The sequence below is a fragment of the Streptomyces sp. NPDC056835 genome, from assembly GCF_042789485.1.
Classification (GTDB): domain Bacteria; phylum Actinomycetota; class Actinomycetes; order Streptomycetales; family Streptomycetaceae; genus Streptomyces.
The window spans coordinates 57,603-74,741 of sequence record NZ_JBHUBB010000004.1; the positions used below are offsets into that span (position 1 = coordinate 57,603).

Sequence of the window (17,139 nt, forward strand, 5' to 3'; positions counted from 1 at the left end):
GCGGAAGGGCACCGTCCCCATGCCGACCCACCGACAGCCGTCCGACAACGCCACAACGGGCCCGCGTCCCGGCGTCGACGACGCCGAGGCCGCCCTCGTCGAGCACTACCCGCGGCTGGTCCGGCTGGCCTATCTCACCCTCCCTCCCGCGCTGGGCCGTCACCGACGCGTCCTCACCGCGCACGCCACCGTCCAGCATGTGCTGCCGAGCGCGCGCAAAAGCGACTCGCGGGCCCGGGTGCCCGGTCAGCGCCTGCCGAGCGGCTCCGCCTTCGCCTGGCTACGGGGTCAGGTGCTGCGTGCCGCGCTCACCCATGAGCAGCCGTCCCCCTGGTGGCGGGTACGGGCCGCCCGGCCGCGGACCGGCCTGCCGCTCGTGGTGGGGCTGCGGCTCTTCCCCCGGGCCGGCGGCAGCGACGAACTCGCCCTGGACCAGGCCCTGTCCACGGTCAACGCGCCCGCGCGCGCCGCGCTCGCCCTGCGCGTGCTTGAGGGCCTGTCCGAGCAGGCGGTCCGCGCTCTGCTGGAGGACGCGGGGGTGGCGGACCCGGCCGCCGCCGTACGTACGGCCGAACGGCTCGCCGCCCATCGGGACGGCCGGGCCGGAAAGCTGCTCGGCACCGCGGAGTTCGATCCCTGTACGGTGCAGACCCGGCCGACCGACTTGCTGCGGCGCAGGCAGCGGTCCAGGATCGCCGGGGCGGCCGTCGCGATCGCGCTGGCCGCGACGGTGCTGGCGGTGTCCCTGCCCGAGGACGGCTCTCTGGAGCAACCCGTCGCCGGCGCCCGCGCGAACGACACCCTTTACGGTCCGATCGGTACGGCGGCGCTCGCCCGCGCCCTCGATCCGGCCCTGCTGGAACGCGCGCCGGCGGACGAGTGGGCCGACACCTCCCGGATCGACTTCTCCGTCTGGCCCGCCAGGGGCGGCCGTACCGGCGACACCGCGCTGCTGAAGCGCGCGCTGCGCGTCTGGGGCGGTCCGGGGCCCGCCGTGAGGGTTTCCGCCACTCCGGGTACCGGTACGGCGCCGCCCACGCAGCCACCGCGCCTGCTGTACGCGGGCGACCTGGACGGGGCGGCGGTGGTCCTGCTCCACGATGGACAGCGGATCGTGCGGTACGCGGAGCCGGTGTCGAAGCGGGTGCCGCTGCCCAAGCGGGTGCCGCTCCCGGAATCTGCGCCGCTGCCGGAGCGGGGGCCGCTCCCGGAATCGGCGCCCGGCGGGGCCGCGGCGTCCCTGGACTTCGCCCGCGCCGACCAGGCGGATACGACGACCGCCGCCGCGCTCGCGGTCAGCCGTACCCCCGACGGTGCCCGCTATCTGCTCGCCCCCTGGGTCGCCGGGTCGGCCACCCGGGATCTGCTGGCGCCCGGCACCCCCGCCCGGAGCCTCGGCGTCACCGCCGACGGGGTGACCGCCGCCGTACCGGCTCCGGCGTCCGGAGGTGACTGTGTGGCCTGGCCGGTGATGGTGCTGCGCTCCTCGGCGAGGATCGTGGAACGGCACTCGTTCCTCGTCACGGACCTCGGCGAGCCCGCCCCGGCGCATCTCACCTACACCCCGCCGCCCGGCGGCGGCGCGCCCGTGCGCGGCCCCAGGGAGGCGACCGGCGAACGGGCGCTGCTCAGCTGGGCGCGTACCGCGTGCTCGCTGCGGACCCTGCGCGGTTCCGGCGTACGGGCCGTCAACAACTGGGCGTTCGCCGAGCAGTCGCTCCCGGAATCGGGCGGCCGGTCCACCTGGGTCTGCACCCGGGCCGACACCTGGCGCGGCCCGGGCCGCATCCTGGTGCAGTTCCAGCGGCCCGCGCCCGTGCCGACGACGCCGGGAACGGTGGTGGCCGAGGCCGGGCACACCGCGTCCTGCGGCAGGTTCGGGCAGCACATCCTGGCGGGGACGCGCTGGCAGTCGCCCTCCGGGAAGTGGTTCCTGCTCGCGGCGGGCAGCCGTGATGTCACGCGGATCGAGGCCACCGGCAGCGTACGGGCGAGCGTGTCGGCGACGACGCTGGCGGTACGGGCGCCCCGGGAGGGTTCCGTACGGCTGTCGGCGCGGCTCACCGGCGGGGGCAGCCTCGGGGCGGTCGGCTGAGAAAAGACGGACGCCGGATGCCGGATGCCGGCGGGGGGACGGGCGGCGGGAGCCGAAACCCATCGGCCCATCGGCCGTCGGCCGTCGGCCATCGGCCATCGGCCATCGGCCATCGGCCATCGGCCCGTAACTCCATCAGTCCGGCCAGACTCCGTTCTCCAGAAAACGGTCGAGCGTCTCCGTGTACGGCGCGATGTCCAGGCCCTGTCCGGCCAGCCAGGCGTCCGAGTAGTACTTGTCGAGATAGCGGTCGCCCGGATCGCAGAGGAGGGTGACCACGCTGCCCTTGCGCCCCTCCGCCACCATCTCCGCGACGATCTTCAGCGCGCTCCACAGCCCGGTGCCGGTGGAGCCGCCCGCCTTGCGTCCGATGGCCCGCTCCAGGGCGCGTACGGCGGCGACGCTCGCCGCGTCGGGCACCTTCATCATCCGGTCGATGGCGCCGGGCACGAAGCTCGGTTCCATCCGTGGCCGGCCGATGCCCTCGATCCGGGAGCCGCGCTCGCTGCACGCCTGTGCGTCGTGCCGGGTCCAGCCGTCGAAGAAGCAGGAGTTCTCCGGGTCGGGGACACAGATCCGGGTGTCGAACTGCATGTAGTGCACGTAGCGCGCGATGGTCGCGGAGGTGCCGCCGGTGCCGGCCGTGGCGACGATCCACGTGGGCACCGGATAGCGCTCCAGCCTCAGCTGCTGGTAGATCGATTCGGCGATGTTGTTGTTGCCACGCCAGTCGGTGGCACGCTCCGCGTAGGTGAACTGATCCATGTAGTGGCCGCCGGTCCTGGCCGCCAGCTCGGCCGACTCCTCGTACAGCTTCCTGGAGTCGTCGACGAAGTGGCAGCGCCCGCCATGGAATTCGATGAGCCGGCACTTCTCCGCACTCGTGGTGCGCGGCATCACGGCGATGAACGGCACCCCGATCAGCTTCGCGAAGTACGCCTCGGACACGGCCGTCGAGCCGCTGGACGCCTCGATCACCGGTGCGCCGGGCCTGATCCACCCGTTGCACAGCCCGTAGAGGAAGAGCGAGCGGGCGAGCCGGTGCTTGAGACTGCCGGTCGGATGGGTCGACTCGTCCTTCAGATACAGATCGATCCCCCACCGCTCGGGCAGCGGGAAGAGCAACAGGTGCGTATCGGCGGAGCGGTTGGCGTCGGCCTGGACCTTCCGTACGGCTTCTTTGAGCCATGCCCGGTAGGCGGGATCGCTGCGGTCCACGTCGACGGTCGCCGTCGCCCGGCCGTCCGTGAGTGCCGTCGTCCCGTCCCCGCCGGATCCGTCTCGTCCAGTCATACGCACCGTTCCTCGTCCGTCGAACCGGCCCCCGTCCCTCAAAGGTACCGCCGTCACCTGCGCAAACATTGACTTTGGGTAGCTATAGCGATCGCTTCTGGCCCCCGCCGGAAACGCGCTCTGGTGCCTGCCCGCATACTTGTGCACACTGCCTTGAGGGGACCTGAGGGGACTGGGCACGGGGAACGGTACGGAGGGGGCTGAAGAGCCATGGCTGAGCCGGAGTTCAGCGCGCGCGGGGTACGGATCGAGCGATGGCCCCGCTCACTCACCAGGGCCGGCCAGGTCCTGATCCAGGACGGCAGGCTGGCCTTGCTGACCAGCTACGGCCGGGTGATCGACAGCGCGCCCCTGCGGGCCGTGCGTACGGCCAAGCCGTGGTTCGCGGGCAGCGGCAGCGCGGTCGCCACCGTGAACGGGATCCGCTACCGGCTGACCATGGGCCAGCGCGGCCGCAGGCCCGACGCGACAGCCCTCGCCGGGCGCTTCATGGACACCGTCAGCAGGGCGAGCCACACCAAAACCTGAGCCATCGCGGAAGCTGTCTCGATCCGCCAGAAATCTGTCCGGAATTCGTCCGGTATACACCTGAAATCCGCCGCGAACGGCGGTCCGGTCTGCCCGAGTTGCGAAGCTGAGCCCCTGGGCTCACTCTGATCTCACATCACTCAGGGTTAACCGGCGGTGACGCTGCGATCCAGCCCCGCCGGGCGGGATCAGCAGCGCGTCAGCTGCTGGATCCGATCTTCGTCTTCTTCGGGACCTCTTTTCGGGGAGTCGTGGCCGTGATCAGCCAGCCCAGCAGGCACTGCACGGTGGAGCTCAAAGCCCTGCCGTCGCGGATCGGACAGGTCCGCAGAATAATTTCGGCGCAATTGCGCTATTGGCATCTCGATCCCTTGATCGATCACGCCGCACTCGGTGTCACCGAGCTGCTCACCAACGTCCACCGGCACGCGCAGCCGGACAAACGGTGCACTGTTGATATCGAGCTCCTGCTCGAACGGCTCATGGTCTCGGTCAGTGACCACGATCCGCGACTCCCCACGGTCCGCGACGCGAGTCTGTTCGATACCGGTGGCCGCGGTCTCGCCCTGATCGCGGCGGTCAGCGAGAGCTGGGGCATACGTGCCCGGGGCGACACGGGGAAGAGCATATGGTTCACCCTCCCCGCGCCGCCCGCCGCGCTCGCCCTGCCCCTGCGCCCGGTGTACGGCGCGACGACGGACGGTCCCTTTCCCGGGGCCGAGTTCGGCGCCATGACCAGGGAGTACGGGCACGCCTGGGCCAGGTCGGCCGTCATCAGCTGACCGGGACCGCGCCCGGCCGAGCGGGCTGGAGCGCCGGCGAGGGCGCGGATTCCCGAACCACCCGAACGGCCTACGGCGGCGGTTACGCGGGGCCGCCCTTGTCTGTACGGCCGAACCGCTCCAAGAGGGGGCCCGGGGCGTCGTACGGCCAGCGGCAGTGCGCGTGCCACCGCGGGAGCAGAAACGGGACTCCGGGCTACTTCCGGCCGCTTCCGCCGCTTTCCCGCCCCCGCGCTCGCCGCGGCCCCCTGTGGCCGGGCCAGGAGCCGGCCGATCGCGTTCTCTCTGGAACTGGGGACCGGCGCGCTGGACGTAACACGTAACTCGACCTGCTGCGCGGGGAGTTGAAGGTGCCGCCCGCGCGGGTGCGCCATGGCCATCCGGGCAGATCGCCGGATCAGGTCACCCAGCGCATGGCCGCCGAGTCCCGCGCCCATCACGCTTTTGACGGTCCGTCACTCGCCGATCAGGGCACGGACCGGCGGCTGCCCGCGCAGTTGGCCGCGCTCGCGGTCGCCGGATTCGGTGACCGGCTGCCGCTGGGCGGGGACACGACGGTGCCGCGGGCCAGGGGCCCGCGTATCGCCCCCGGCCGGTCATGGAGCCAGCGCGCCCAGCGGATCGTCCAGTACCGGCTGCCACGCCACCTCGGCCGCGCCCACCAGGCTGTTGTGGTCGAGGGTGCAGGGCAGGATGGGTACGCCACCACTGCGGCCCCACAGGCTCCGGTCCGCGACGACGGCGCGCAGCCGTTCCGGGTCGGCGTCGAGGAGTTCCCGGTGGAGTCCGCCGAGGATGATGCGATCGGGGTTGAGGATATTGACCAGCCCCGCGAGCCCAAGGCCCAGCCGGTCGATCAGCTCCTCGGTGGCTCTCCGTACGGCGGGGTCCGCGCGCTCGGTACGGAGCAGATCACGGGCCTGCTGGAGCAGCGAGACCTCGGGGCCGGGGGCGCGGCCGGCCGCGGTGAGGAAGGCGAGCGGGTCGGCCTCGACGTCGAGACAGCCCCTGCTGCCGCAATAGCAGGGGCGGCCCTCGGGGTTGACAGTGAGATGGCCGACCTCAAGGGCGAGGCCCGCACTGCCGGTGTGCAGCCTGCCGTCGAGTACCAGCGCGCCACCGACCCCTCGGTGTCCGGTCGCGACACAGAGCAGATGCTGGGCGCCGCGTCCCGCGCCGTGCCGGTGCTCGGCGAGCGCGGCGAGGTTGACGTCGTTGCCGGTGAACGCGGGGCCCTCGATGCCCGCCGCGCGTACCCGCTCGGCGAAGATCTCCCGTACCGGCGCTCCGGCGGGCCAGGCGAGGTGCAGTGGGTTGAGCGCCGTGCCCTCCGGCTCGGCGACGGCCGACGGTACGGCGAGCCCCGCGCCGACGCAGCGCAGCCCGGTGGTGCGCAGCAGTCCCGCACCGGCCTCGACGACCTCCCCGAGGACCTGCGCCGGATCCGCGGTGACCGTACTCCGTACAGGCGCGGTGGCGACGATCCGGCCGCCGAGCCCGACCAACGCGGCCCGGAAGCCGTCCGCGTGGACCTGTGCCGCGAGCGCGACGGGCCCCTTGTCGTCGACGGCCAGCCGGTGCGAGGGCCTGCCCTGGGAACCGGCGCCGGCGCCGGGACGGGAGTCGACCCGGATCAGACCAAGGGCCTCCAGCTCCGCGGCGACCGCACCCGCCGTGGCGCGGGTGACCCCCAGCTCCGCGGTCAGCACGGCGCGCGTGGGCGCGCGGCCGGTGTGCACCAGTTCCAGTGCCGGACCGAGTGCGCCGCGGCCTCTCTCCAGCCTCGTCCGGGCGGTCGTCCCCTTGCCGTTCATGGGGGCGAGTCTCCCATGATCCGCGACCGATGCGGACGGCCCGTCGCGCGATACCGACGGCTTGTGAGGACGCGTCACGGCCCCTATGCTCACTTTGTGCCGCACCTAAACAAAGTAGCGACGGCCTTCCTGGGAGGACGCGCCGGAGAACCCGGCTCCCGGTCCTCGCTGTCCCGCCTCCGTATCGCGCTGACCGTGTTCTTCGCCCTCGACGGTTTCATGTTCGCCGGCTGGGTGGTCCGTATCCCCGCCATCAAGCAGCAGACGGGGGCCTCGGCGAGCGATCTCGGACTCGCGCTGCTCGGCGTCTCCGCGGGCGCCGTGGTGACGATGGTGTTCACCGGCCGGCTCTGCCGGCGCTTCGGCAGCCATCCGGTGACGGTGGTGTGTGCCGTACTGCTCTCGCTGAGTATCGTGCTGCCCCCGCAGACCCACTCCGCCCTGACGCTCGGGCTGGTGCTGCTGGTGTTCGGCGCCGCGTACGGCGCGCTGAACGTCTCGATGAACAGCGCGGCCGTCGATATCGTGGCCGCCCTGCGGCGCCCGGTCATCTCCAGCTTCCACGCCGCGTTCAGTCTCGGCGGCATGATCGGGGCGGGTCTGGGCGGGCTGGTCGCGGCCGGCCTCTCCCCCGCCGTCCATCTGTCCCTCCTGACCGGGGTCGGTCTGCTCGTCACCGCCGTCACCGGTCCCACGCTGCTGCGGCACCCGGCGCCCGTCCCGGAGAGCACGGAGCGGGAGCACATGGAGCGGGAGCACATGGGGCGGGAGCACACGGGGCGGGAGCACACGGCGGAGGAGACAGCGGAGGAGACAGCGGCAGGGACAGCGTCCCCTCCTCGGCGGCTCGACAGTCGCACCCGACGCCTGGTCCTTCTCTTCGGTGTGATCGCCCTGTGCACGGCGTACGGCGAGGGCGCGATGGCCGACTGGAGCGCGCTCCATCTCACCCAGGACCTGGACGCCACCCCCGGTCTGGCGGCGGCCGGTTACTCACTCTTCGCCCTCGCCATGACGGCGGGACGGCTGTCCGGTACGGCCCTGCTGGAGCGCCTCGGCCAGACCCGCGCCCTGGTCGCGGGAGGCCTCACGGCCGCGCTCGGCATGCTGGTCGGCGCGCTCGCGCCCTCCGCCTGGCCGGCCCTGGCGGGCTTCGCCCTGGCCGGACTCGGCCTCGCCAATATCTTCCCCATCGCCATCGGCCGCGCGGGGGCGCTGGCGGGACCCGGTGGGGTCGCCGCCGCCTCCACCCTGGGATACGGCGGGATGCTGCTGGGGCCGCCCGCGATCGGCTTCCTCGCGGACTGGTTCACGCTGCCCCTCGCCCTGACCACAGTGGCCCTGCTGGCGGGCGCCGCCGCGCTCATCGGCTACTCGGCGCGGAACGCTTCGGCGGGATCAGCGGCCTGAGTTGGCGTGACCGGCGGGATGAGTAGCCGTACTCAGGCACATCCGTTCGGACCGAACCACCCTGGAGGGACAATCACTTCAGGGGAGACAGAGCAATGACTTCAGGACGGCTCACCGGACTCGCGCGGCTGACCTTCGGCAATCGCGCGTCGCAGGTCTATCTGGGCCTGGTCGCCGCGGCGACGGTGTTCGTCGCGGTCGACACCCTCTTCGTACAGCACCAGGACGCCTCGTTCGCGGGTGTGTGGCTGTTCTTCCTCGCCGCGCCGGCCATCTTCGCGTTCTTCGTCGGCGGCGGGCTGCTGGGCGACGCGGTCGCGGAGTCCGCCGGATTCCTCTATCCCGCGCTGGTGCTCTCGGTGCTGATCCAGGCGGCGGCCATCGGGGCGTTCGTACGGCTGCTGCGTAACACGCGGGGTTCGGCGCACCCCCACCGCGCCTGACACCGGGAGACCGCGGCCGGCCGGCCAGGTGTGGCGTCTTGTCCCCGGCCCCGGGCGAGGTCAGACTCGGGCCATGGGCACACGGATCGCGGGGACCACGCGCGGCGACGCCGAACGGGACGCCATCACGGTCGAGATCGGCTTCGCCGTGCTGACGGGGGCGTTCGCGGCGGCGCTGGTGTACGGCGTCATCGCGGGACCGGCGTGGTACTTCGACCTGCCGGACGCGTTCCGGCGCGTCGCCGCCGTGGCCGCGTGTCTCGCGTTCGTGGGGCGTGTCGTACAGGTCCTGTGGCGCTTCCCACGGTCCGGACGGAGGGCACCGGGACAACTCCCGGGACAGCAGCCGGAGAAGCGGACCGATCAGCCGAGCCAGCCAGGCCGTACCAGCCCCGACTCATAGGCGAGGACGACCAGTTGGGCCCGGTCGCGGGCGCCCAGCTTCACCATCGTCCTGCTGACATGCGTCTTGGCCGTGAGCGGGCTGACGACCAGCCGGCGGGCGATCTCCTCGTTGGAGAGACCGATCCCGACCAGCGCCATCACCTCCCGCTCCCGCTCGGTGAGCGCACCCAGTTCCGCGAGGCCCATCGGCGTCTTGGAGCGGGACGCGAACTCCGCGATGAGCCGGCGGGTGACCCCCGGTGACAGCAGCGCGTCGCCGCCCACCACCGCCCTGACCGCGCGCAGCAGTTCCTCCGGTTCGGTGTCCTTGACGAGGAATCCGGAGGCACCGGAGCGGATCGCCTCGAAGACGTACTCGTCGAGTTCGAAGGTGGTGAGCATGACCACCTTCACCTGGTCGAGCCGTCCGTCCTCGGTGATCCGGCGGGTGGCGGCGAGACCGTCGAGCACGGGCATCCTGATGTCCATCAGCACGACATCGGGGCTCAGTTCACGCACCCGGAGCAGCGCCTCCTCACCGTCCGCGGCCTCGCCCGCGACCTCGATGTCCGGCTGGGCGGCGAGCAGCGCGCGAAAGCCCGCCCGTACCAGCGACTGGTCATCGGCGAGCAGTACACGGATCACGGTGTCTCCTTGGCGTTCCGGCCCGGCGCGGGCACTGGGTGTTCAGTCCTTCGGGTTCAGCGGGAGCGTGGCCCGTACGCGGAAGCCGCCGTCCGGACGCGGACCGGCCTCGATCGTGCCACCGAGCGCGGCGGCCCGCTCGCGCATGCCGACGAGACCATTGCCGCCGCCCCCCGCGTCGCCACCGGTGGCCGGACCCGCGTCGTCGATACGCAGCTCCAGCAGGCCCGGCGCGTAACCGAGGCCGATCTCCGCCGTACGGGACCCGGAGTGCCGCACCACATTGGTCAGCGCCTCCTGGACGATCCGGAAGGCGGCCAGATCCGTGCCCGGTGGCAGCGCTGCCCGCTCCCCGTCCCGCCGGATGCCGACGGTCAGTCCGGCGCTCGCGGCCTGTTCGATCAGCTCGGGCAGCCGGTCGAGGCCCGGGGCGGGGGCGCGGGGGGCGTCGCCGGGCGTTCTGAGGGTGTCGAGGACCTGCCGTACCTCGCCAAGGGCCTCCTTGCTCGCCGCCTTGATGGTGGTGAGGGCGGTGCGGGCCTGCTCGGGATCGGAGTCGAGGAGGGCGAGCCCCACGCCCGCCTGGACGTTGATGACCGAGATGGAGTGGGCGAGTACGTCGTGCAGCTCACGGGCGATCCGCAACCGCTCCTCGTTCTCCCGGCGCTTCTTGGCCGCCGCGCGCTCGGCGCCCTCCCTGACCCACTGGTCGCGGCGTTCCCGGACGAGTTCGGAGGCGGCGCATAGGGCGACCACGAAGGCCGCGATGACCAGTTCCTGTCCCCAGGGCGCGGGCCGGTCGTGCGCCGGGGGCAGCCAGCGGTAGAGCCAGTGCGCGATCAGCAGATGGCCCACCCAGAGCGTACCGACCGCCCACCAGGCCGCCCGCCGGTTGCCCGCGACGATCGCGGCGAAGCAGGCGACCGCGACGGTGAGGAAGACAGGGCCGTACGGATAGCCGGCGGCGAAGTACACGAGCGCGGTCGCGGAGACTCCGAAGACGGTGATGACGGGGTGCTTCCGACGGAACAGCAGCAGCGCGGGACCGGCGAGCAGCAGCAGCGCCGCGTAGCCGTCCAGGGGCTGTCGATCAGGCTGGTCGACCGCGGCGAAGGCGGTCCCCACCAGTACGAAGACGGCCAGGAACAGGGCGGACGGCCAGGGGAGCCGGCCGCGCCGGCGGCCCCCGCGCCGCCGGAACGGCGGTCCCTCCTGTCCCCAGGGCGCACCGGCGTACGGCCAACGGTCGCCGCCGCGCGCCCGGCGGGGCCCGCCGCGCCGGCAGTGGGGGCCGCTGCCCCAGCCTGCGGCGCGGCCCCCTTCCGGCCACCGGCCCCGGCGGCTGTGCTGCTCGTCCATGCCGGTCACGCTAGACGGCGGGCGCGTTGCGGGCGTCAGCCGGGCGAGGTGACCACACGTACTCCCTGGGGAGTACGGGACACCTCGGCGTACGCGCCGTCACGCCGTCAGGGCGTACGACGGCCCCGACCACCCGGTCTTCCTCACCGGGAGGGCCCGACCACCCGGTCTTCCTCACCGGGAGGGAGGGACTACTGATCACCATGGACTCCGGATCACGGCGGATTCCCGGTCGGAGCCGGTCATTCTCCCGGTCAGGGCCCGTCGCTCTCCCGGTCAGGGCCCGTCGCTCTCCCGGTCAGGGCCCGTCGCTCTCCCGGTCAGGGCCCGTCGCTCTCCCGGTCAGGGCCCGTCGCTCACTCCCTGGCGCCCGCCTCCGGCGCGCCCGTGACTCCCGCCACACCGGGCTCCGGCGTCCCGCTGTCCGGCGCCCCCGTCTCGCCCGGCTGCTTGCGGTCCAGCAGATCCAGCGCGCGGCGGGCCAGCGGATGGGTCCGTACGACACCGGCCAGCGTGGTCGAGCCGCGGGTGATGTCGGCGAACATGTTCCACGCCGGGCGCAGCCCCGTGATCGCCGCGTGCAGCAGTCCCGGCCTGCGCTCGAAGACGGCCAGCATCCGCCGGCCGACGCCCATCTCCACACCGAGCCCCGCCTTGATGGCGAACGCGTAGTTCAGCGCCTGACGGCGGGCGTCCACGGCGTCGTGCGACTCCGAGATCCGTACCGCCCACTCCCCCGCGAGCCGCCCGGAGCGCAGGGCGAAGGAAATCCCTTCCCTGGTCCACGGTTCGAGGAGGCCCGCCGCGTCCCCGCACACCAGTACCCGGCCGCGCGACAGCGGTGAGTCCTCGCTGCGGCACCGGGTCAGATGTCCGGACGAGACGGAGGGCTCGAATCCGGCGAGCCCGAGCCGGGCGATGAAGTCCTCCAGATAGCGCTTGGTGGCGGCGCCCTCGCCGCGCGCCGAGATCACGCCCACGGTGAGCGTGTCCCCCTTCGGGAACACCCATCCGTAACTCCCGGGCAGCGGGCCCCAGTCGATGAGCACCCGCCCCGCCCAGTCCTCGGCGACCGTCGGCGGTACCGGAATCTCGGCCTCAAGCCCCAGATCCACCTGGTCCAGCTTCACTCCGACATGCGCGCCTATCCGACTGGCGCTGCCGTCCGCACCGACCACGGCCCGCGCCAACACCGTCTCGCCGTCCGCCAGGACGACCGCGACCGTACGACGGTCGGGCACGGCCGGGCCGTGCTGCTCGACGCGCGAGACGGTCACGCCAGTACGGAGCACCGCGCCGGCCTTCTGCGCGTGTTCCACCAGACTCGCGTCGAACTCCGGGCGATTGATGAGCCCGAAGAGCATGCGCTTGGAGCGGCGGGTACGGGCGAGCTTGCCGTTCAGGGAGAAGGTCACCGCGTGCACCCGGTCCCGGAACGGCAACTCGAAGCCCGGGGGCAGTGAGTCGCGCGAGGGCCCGATGATCCCGCCCCCGCAGGTCTTGTAGCGGGGCAACTCGGCTTTCTCCACCAGCAGCACCTGGCGGCCCGCGACCGCCGCCGCGTATGCCGCGGAGGCTCCCGCCGGCCCTGCGCCGACCACGACGACATCCCACACCGGCTCGTCGTGCTCGCTTCCGGCGTCTGCGTTCTCGCTGCTCACGATGTGCTTCTGCTCCTGATCCGACCGGTGGCCCCTGCTGTCGAACGGCATCCTACGGCGCTGGCTCGGTGAACCCGCTGTGGGAGGATCGGCTGTGCCTTTCGACGTACACCCGACTGAGACAACGTCGTACCCACCAGGAGCGTGCCCATGACCGCGAATCCGATCGCCGAGACCGTAGCGTCGCTGATGCCCCGCGCCCGTACGGAGCTCGCGGAGCTGGTGTCCTTCCGGTCGGTGGCGGATCCCGCGGTGTTCCCCAGGAGCGAGTGCGAGGCCGCCGCCGGCTGGGTCGCCGACGCGCTGCGCGCCGAGGGGTTCCAGGATGTCGCGGTACTCGACACCCCCGATGGCACCCAGTCCGTATACGGTCTGCTGGCGGGACCCGAGGGCGCGCCCACGGTGCTGCTCTACGCCCACTACGACGTGCAGCCGCCGCTGGACGAGGACGCCTGGGTGACGCCGCCCTTCGAGCTGACCGAGCGCGAAGGCCGCTGGTACGGACGCGGGGCGGCCGACTGCAAGGGCGGCTTCCTGATGCATCTGCTCGCCCTGCGCGCCCTCAAGGCGAACGGTGGGGTGCCGGTGAACGTCAAGGTGATCGTGGAGGGTTCGGAGGAGCAGGGCACCGGCGGTCTCGAACGGTACGCGGAGGCCCACCCTGAGCTGCTGGCCGCGGACGCCGTCGTCATCGGCGACACCGGGAACTTCCAGCTGGGCCTGCCGACGGTCACGGCCACGCTGCGCGGCATGACCATGGTCCGGGTCTCGGTCGACACGCTCGAAGGCAACCTGCACTCGGGCCAGTTCGGCGGAGCGGCGCCCGACGCGCTCGCCGCGCTCATCAAGGTCCTCGACTCGCTGCGCGCCGAGGACGGCTCCACCACCGTGGACGGACTGGCCTCGGACGCCGTCTGGGACGGACTCGCCTACGGCGAGGCCGACTTCCGCAAGGACGCCAAGGTGCTCGACGGCGTCGGACTGATCGGCGAGGGCACGGTCGCCGACCGGGTCTGGGCCCGCCCGGCCGTTACCGTGCTGGGCATCGACTGCCCGCCCGTGGTGGGCGCCACCCCGTCGATCCAGGCGAGCGCGCGGGCGACGGTCAGCCTGCGGGTGCCGCCGGGCCAGGACGCCGCCAAGGCGACCGAACTGCTCGTCTCGCACATCGAGAAGCACACGCCGTGGGGGGCGCGGGTCGCGGTGGAACAGGTGGGCCAGGGCCAGCCGTTCCGCGCGGACACCACCAGCCCCGCGTACACAGCGATGGCCGACGCGATGCGTGTGGCGTATCCGGGCCAGGAGATGCAGGCGGCGGGAATGGGCGGGTCCATTCCGCTCTGCAACACCCTGGCCGAGCTGTATCCGCGGGCGGAGATCCTGCTGATCGGGCTGAGTGAGCCGGAAGCGCAGATCCACGCGGTGAACGAGAGCGTCTCTCCGGAGGAGTTGGAGCGCCTGTCGGTCTCCGAGGCCCTGTTCCTGGTCAACTACGCACGGTCCAAGGGCGTCTGACGGCGCGTGAGCGCACGCGGGTGGGGCCCGAGTGAACCGGGGTCAGACCGGGCCGGACCGGGCCCGGACCTGAGCGGGTCCGGGCCCGTGGGAGCGTGGTCACCCGTGGGAACGGTCAGCCCACGGGGATCCCGTCCTCCAGGTTGAGTACCGTCCCGCGCTCCCTGGCCCGCAGGGCCCAGCGCAGCCGTGTGTAACGGGCGGGCGGCAGCAGCCGCCCGGCCTCCTCCTCGTCGACGAAGCGCCAGCCCCGGAGCTCGGGCCCCGGCAGCAGCAGTTGTCCGGCGAGATGGGCGGGGAGCCGGCCACCGTCGAAGAGCAGCCGCAGGCCGCCGTACCCCGGCGGCCTCGGCGGTTCCCAGTCGACGACCAGCAGAGCGGGCACATCGGTGAGTTCTATGCCTATCTCCTCGGCGACCTCACGTATCCCGGCGCGAGCGGGCGCCTCACCGGCCTCCACCACCCCGCCGGGGAACTCCCAGCCCGGCTTGTACGTGGGATCGACGAGGAGGACGCGGTCCTGCTCGTCGAAGAGCAGGACACCCGCCGCGACGGTCTCGGCGGTTGGCTCGGGCGTCTGCACGATCTCGCGGACGCCCGCCGTGCCGGTCCGTACGGCCTCCGCGAGACAGACGGCGGTCTCGCGGGCCGTGAGGCCGGTGTTGTCGATCACGAGGGCGTCGCCGGTGAGCCAGCCGAGCGCCGCGCGGTACGGCTCGATGTACGCGTCTCCCCTGCGCCGCCCACGCTGGCCCACGCCCCGCCCGCCCGGGTCGTCCTCACGCGCCTCACGTGCCGCGATCCGTCCGCGCAGGATCGTTTCATCTGCTGTCAGCAACACATGCCGTACGGGGATACGACGCGAGGCGAGCCCGCCGAAGATCTCGTCCCGGTACTCCTGCCGCAGCAGGGTCATCGGCACGACGAGCGCCCCGCCCACCTCCGCCAGCAGGGCCGCCGCCGTGTCGACCACCAGACGCCGCCAGATCGGCAGGTCCTGGAAGTCGGTCACCTCGGCGAGCCGCTTCTGCGGCAGCAACTCCGCGAGCCTCCCGCCGATCAGCTCGGGTTCGTACAGAGTGCAGTTCGGGATCAGGTCGATCAGTTCGCGTGCGGTGCTGGACTTGCCCGCTCCGAACGCACCGTTGATCCAGACGATCACGGTTCCCCCTCTTCCGTAGCCCTCAGTGGACTGCCCGCAACACCCTGCCCCGGAAACCCCCGGGCAGACCGAGGAGCCCGCACCGGCGGACCGGTCGTGTCCGAGCTGTGTCCGGATCGAGGTCGTCCTGAGGCCCCGCGGGCGTCTCCTGTACGGACCGATGTCCCCGCCGGGCGTAACACAACCCCGGGGAACATCGTTGAAAGCCCGACATGGCTAGGGGGTAACCAATGCGCCGGACGGTGCTGGAGAAATTTCCCGCGGGAGGACCGCGCGGCAGCTGGCCCGCGGAGGAGTTCGCGCGGGCGCGGCGGGACGAGGGCACACCGGCCGAGGTCGTGATGGATCTCGACTCGGACGTGTTCCTCGTCGTCGTACCGCACCAGGCGACCGACACGGGCTCCTGCGGCGCCAAGTGACGCGTACGCACCGGAGAACCGACATGACCGCGACACCGACCGCGCCCGCCACGCTCCCGCCCGCCCGGCTCCCGCGCGCCCGGCGGTCCGCCCTGGCACTCGCGCTCGCGGGCCTGGCCGTCTCACTGACCGCCACCCCGGCGGCGGCCGACAGCAGTGCCTGCACGCACCACTTCTCGGGACCGCAGATCTGTATCAGGCTGGAGGGGCAGGGCGGCCGGAACGCGGTCACCGGGATCTGGACCAACCCGCCGCGGGAGGTCACCTCCCGCGCCGTGTCCCTGTTCCGGAACGGACAGCTCATCGACACGGCGACGGCCACCCGTTCCGGCAAGGCGCTGGCGTACAGCTGGCCGGCCGAGGACGCGGGCACGGACACCGAGTTGTGTGTGAAGTTCCGGGGCAGCAAGCGCATGGCCTGCCAGACGACCCGCTGAGGTGAGGCGCTTGACTTCCTTCAGCACGACCTGGGCACGAGCCGCGCCGTGGCGTACGCCTGTCTCTCGGCGGCTGACGACTTCCAGGTGTCCCAGGTCGTGGACCGCACCGTCCGCGTACACGGAGTGATCAAGAAGGATCACTCCGACGGCAAGCACCACGCACGGTAAGGGCGTGCCGGCCACGGGCGGCGACGCATGGCGCTCAGCCGCCGACCGCGGCTGCCGTTCCGTCCCGTCCGCCGAGCGCCGCGGCCGCCGCCGCACCGACGAGGCCCGCGTCCCGCCCGGTCAGCGCCGGGGCGATCTTGATGCCCTGGACGAAGGAGAGCGAGGCGTAGTCCCGGAGCGAGCGGCGCAGCGGTGCGAACAGCACCTCGCCCGCGTTCGCCACGCCACCGCCGATCACCGCGATACGGATCTCGACCAGTGTGGCGGTCGCGGCGATCCCGGCGGCCAGTGCCTGGGCGGCCCGCTCGAAGGAGGCGATCGCGACCGGATGCCCGGCCCGCGCCGCGGCGGCCACAGCGGCCGCGGAGGTGTCACCGTCGGGGCCCGGCCGCCAGCCGCCCTCCAGCGCCCTGCGGGCGATATTGGGGCCGCTGGCGATACGTTCCACACAGCCGCGGGCACCGCACGGGCAGAGATCGCCGTCCAGGTCCACACTGATGTGGCCGATGTGACCGGCGTTGCCGGTGGGTCCCGGGTGGAGCTTCCCGTTCAGGACGAGCCCGCCGCCGACCCCCGTGGAGACCACCATGCACAGCGCGTTGTCATAGCCGCGGGCGGCGCCCTGCCAGTGTTCCGCGGCGGTGATGGCGACGCCGTCGCCGACGAGTGTCACCGGCAGTCCGCCGGTGGCCAGCCGCACCCGCTCCACCAGCGGAAAGCCGCGCCAGCCCGCGACGTTGACCGGGCTGACCGTGCCGGCCGAGGCGTCCACGGGACCCGCGCTGCCGATACCTATCGCCGTGGCCGATGCCCAGAGCGGGGACGCGGACACTTCGGCGAGGACCGCCTCGACGGCGCGCATCACCGTCTCGCCGTCCTCCCGCGCGGGTGTGGGACGTTGTGCCCGTACGAGGATCCTGCCGTTGCCGTCCACCAACGCGCCGGCGATCTTGGTGCCGCCGATGTCGAGTGAGGCGACGGGGTCGGTATGCATCGGTGTGGGATCTCCCGGCGATGAGGT

17 protein-coding genes are annotated in these 17,139 nt (G+C 72.5%); 10 read left to right on the top strand and 7 right to left on the bottom strand.

Going from position 1 to position 17,139, the window contains the following annotated elements:
• Window positions 1-19 precede the first annotated feature (19 nt).
• Window positions 20-2,095, top strand: a complete 2,076-nt coding sequence (locus ACFRMN_RS06015; protein ID WP_383013931.1) for a hypothetical protein — start codon at window positions 20-22, stop codon at window positions 2,093-2,095.
• 135 nt (window positions 2,096-2,230) lie between these two features.
• Here the strand turns inward: ACFRMN_RS06015 and ACFRMN_RS06020 are convergent, their stop codons facing one another.
• On the bottom strand, window positions 2,231-3,388 hold the full coding sequence (locus tag ACFRMN_RS06020; RefSeq protein ID WP_383013934.1) for a PLP-dependent cysteine synthase family protein: 1,158 nt from the start codon (window positions 3,386-3,388) through the stop codon (window positions 2,231-2,233).
• Between the two features lie 210 nt (window positions 3,389-3,598).
• Between ACFRMN_RS06020 and ACFRMN_RS06025 the strand changes: the two genes are divergently transcribed.
• Both ACFRMN_RS06025 and ACFRMN_RS06030 read left to right on the top strand, forming a co-directional pair.
• Entirely contained in the window at window positions 3,599-3,916 is a 318-nt protein-coding gene (locus ACFRMN_RS06025) for a hypothetical protein (protein WP_383013937.1), read from the top strand.
• Between the two features lie 257 nt (window positions 3,917-4,173).
• Window positions 4,174-4,698: an ATP-binding protein gene (locus ACFRMN_RS06030; protein ID WP_383013940.1), complete on the top strand. Its 525-nt coding sequence runs from the start codon at window positions 4,174-4,176 to the stop codon at window positions 4,696-4,698.
• 596 nt (window positions 4,699-5,294) lie between these two features.
• On the opposite strand, the gene ACFRMN_RS06035 is transcribed toward ACFRMN_RS06030, so the two are convergent.
• Window positions 5,295-6,512, bottom strand: coding sequence for an ROK family protein (locus ACFRMN_RS06035; protein WP_383013943.1), 1,218 nt, complete (start codon window positions 6,510-6,512; stop codon window positions 5,295-5,297).
• 96 nt (window positions 6,513-6,608) lie between these two features.
• Here ACFRMN_RS06035 and ACFRMN_RS06040 point away from each other — a divergent pair, with 96 nt between their 5' ends.
• The 3 genes from ACFRMN_RS06040 to ACFRMN_RS06050 all read left to right on the top strand — a co-directional run bounded on the left by ACFRMN_RS06040 (window position 6,609) and on the right by ACFRMN_RS06050 (window position 8,768).
• A complete protein-coding gene (locus tag ACFRMN_RS06040) occupies window positions 6,609-7,922 on the top strand; it encodes an MFS transporter (protein WP_383013946.1) in 1,314 nt (437 codons plus the stop codon).
• A 95-nt stretch (window positions 7,923-8,017) separates the two neighbouring features.
• On the top strand, window positions 8,018-8,365 hold the full coding sequence (locus tag ACFRMN_RS06045) for an SCO4225 family membrane protein (protein WP_383013949.1): 348 nt from the start codon (window positions 8,018-8,020) through the stop codon (window positions 8,363-8,365).
• 73 nt (window positions 8,366-8,438) lie between these two features.
• On the top strand, window positions 8,439-8,768 hold the full coding sequence (locus ACFRMN_RS06050; protein ID WP_383013952.1) for a DUF6332 family protein: 330 nt from the start codon (window positions 8,439-8,441) through the stop codon (window positions 8,766-8,768).
• Here ACFRMN_RS06050 and ACFRMN_RS06055 read toward each other — a convergent pair.
• The 3 genes from ACFRMN_RS06055 to ACFRMN_RS06065 all read right to left on the bottom strand — a co-directional run bounded on the left by ACFRMN_RS06055 (window position 8,729) and on the right by ACFRMN_RS06065 (window position 12,414).
• Window positions 8,729-9,394 (bottom strand): response regulator, encoded by a 666-nt coding sequence (locus ACFRMN_RS06055; protein ID WP_383013955.1) that lies wholly within the window; start codon window positions 9,392-9,394, stop codon window positions 8,729-8,731. The genes ACFRMN_RS06050 and ACFRMN_RS06055 overlap by 40 nt on opposite strands.
• Window positions 9,395-9,436: 42 nt before the next feature.
• On the bottom strand, window positions 9,437-10,753 hold the full coding sequence (locus tag ACFRMN_RS06060) for a histidine kinase (RefSeq protein WP_383013958.1): 1,317 nt from the start codon (window positions 10,751-10,753) through the stop codon (window positions 9,437-9,439).
• Window positions 10,754-11,109: 356 nt separating this feature from the next.
• The gene (locus ACFRMN_RS06065) at window positions 11,110-12,414 is read right to left on the bottom strand and encodes a geranylgeranyl reductase family protein (RefSeq protein ID WP_383013960.1); all 1,305 of its coding nucleotides are present in this window, start codon (window positions 12,412-12,414) and stop codon (window positions 11,110-11,112) included.
• Between the two features lie 150 nt (window positions 12,415-12,564).
• On the opposite strand from ACFRMN_RS06065, the gene ACFRMN_RS06070 reads away from it, so the two are divergent.
• Complete coding sequence (locus ACFRMN_RS06070) at window positions 12,565-13,929, top strand: dipeptidase (RefSeq protein WP_383013962.1); 1,365 nt, start codon at window positions 12,565-12,567, stop codon at window positions 13,927-13,929.
• A gap of 115 nt (window positions 13,930-14,044) precedes the next feature.
• Here the strand turns inward: ACFRMN_RS06070 and ACFRMN_RS06075 are convergent, their stop codons facing one another.
• Window positions 14,045-15,091 (bottom strand): NUDIX domain-containing protein, encoded by a 1,047-nt coding sequence (locus ACFRMN_RS06075; protein ID WP_383013966.1) that lies wholly within the window; start codon window positions 15,089-15,091, stop codon window positions 14,045-14,047.
• A 230-nt stretch (window positions 15,092-15,321) separates the two neighbouring features.
• Between ACFRMN_RS06075 and ACFRMN_RS06080 the strand changes: the two genes are divergently transcribed.
• From ACFRMN_RS06080 to ACFRMN_RS06090, 3 genes are read left to right on the top strand one after another with little or no spacing between them, the layout of a single operon-like run.
• Window positions 15,322-15,510 (top strand): hypothetical protein, encoded by a 189-nt coding sequence (locus ACFRMN_RS06080; protein WP_383013969.1) that lies wholly within the window; start codon window positions 15,322-15,324, stop codon window positions 15,508-15,510.
• A gap of 23 nt (window positions 15,511-15,533) precedes the next feature.
• A complete protein-coding gene (locus ACFRMN_RS06085) occupies window positions 15,534-15,947 on the top strand; it encodes a hypothetical protein (protein WP_383013973.1) in 414 nt (137 codons plus the stop codon).
• Window positions 15,948-15,995: 48 nt separating this feature from the next.
• The gene (locus tag ACFRMN_RS06090) at window positions 15,996-16,118 is read left to right on the top strand and encodes a hypothetical protein (protein WP_383013976.1); all 123 of its coding nucleotides are present in this window, start codon (window positions 15,996-15,998) and stop codon (window positions 16,116-16,118) included.
• Between the two features lie 34 nt (window positions 16,119-16,152).
• Here ACFRMN_RS06090 and ACFRMN_RS06095 read toward each other — a convergent pair whose 3' ends face one another.
• Window positions 16,153-17,112 (bottom strand): ROK family protein, encoded by a 960-nt coding sequence (locus ACFRMN_RS06095; RefSeq protein ID WP_383013979.1) that lies wholly within the window; start codon window positions 17,110-17,112, stop codon window positions 16,153-16,155.
• Between the last annotated feature and the right edge of the window lie 27 nt (window positions 17,113-17,139).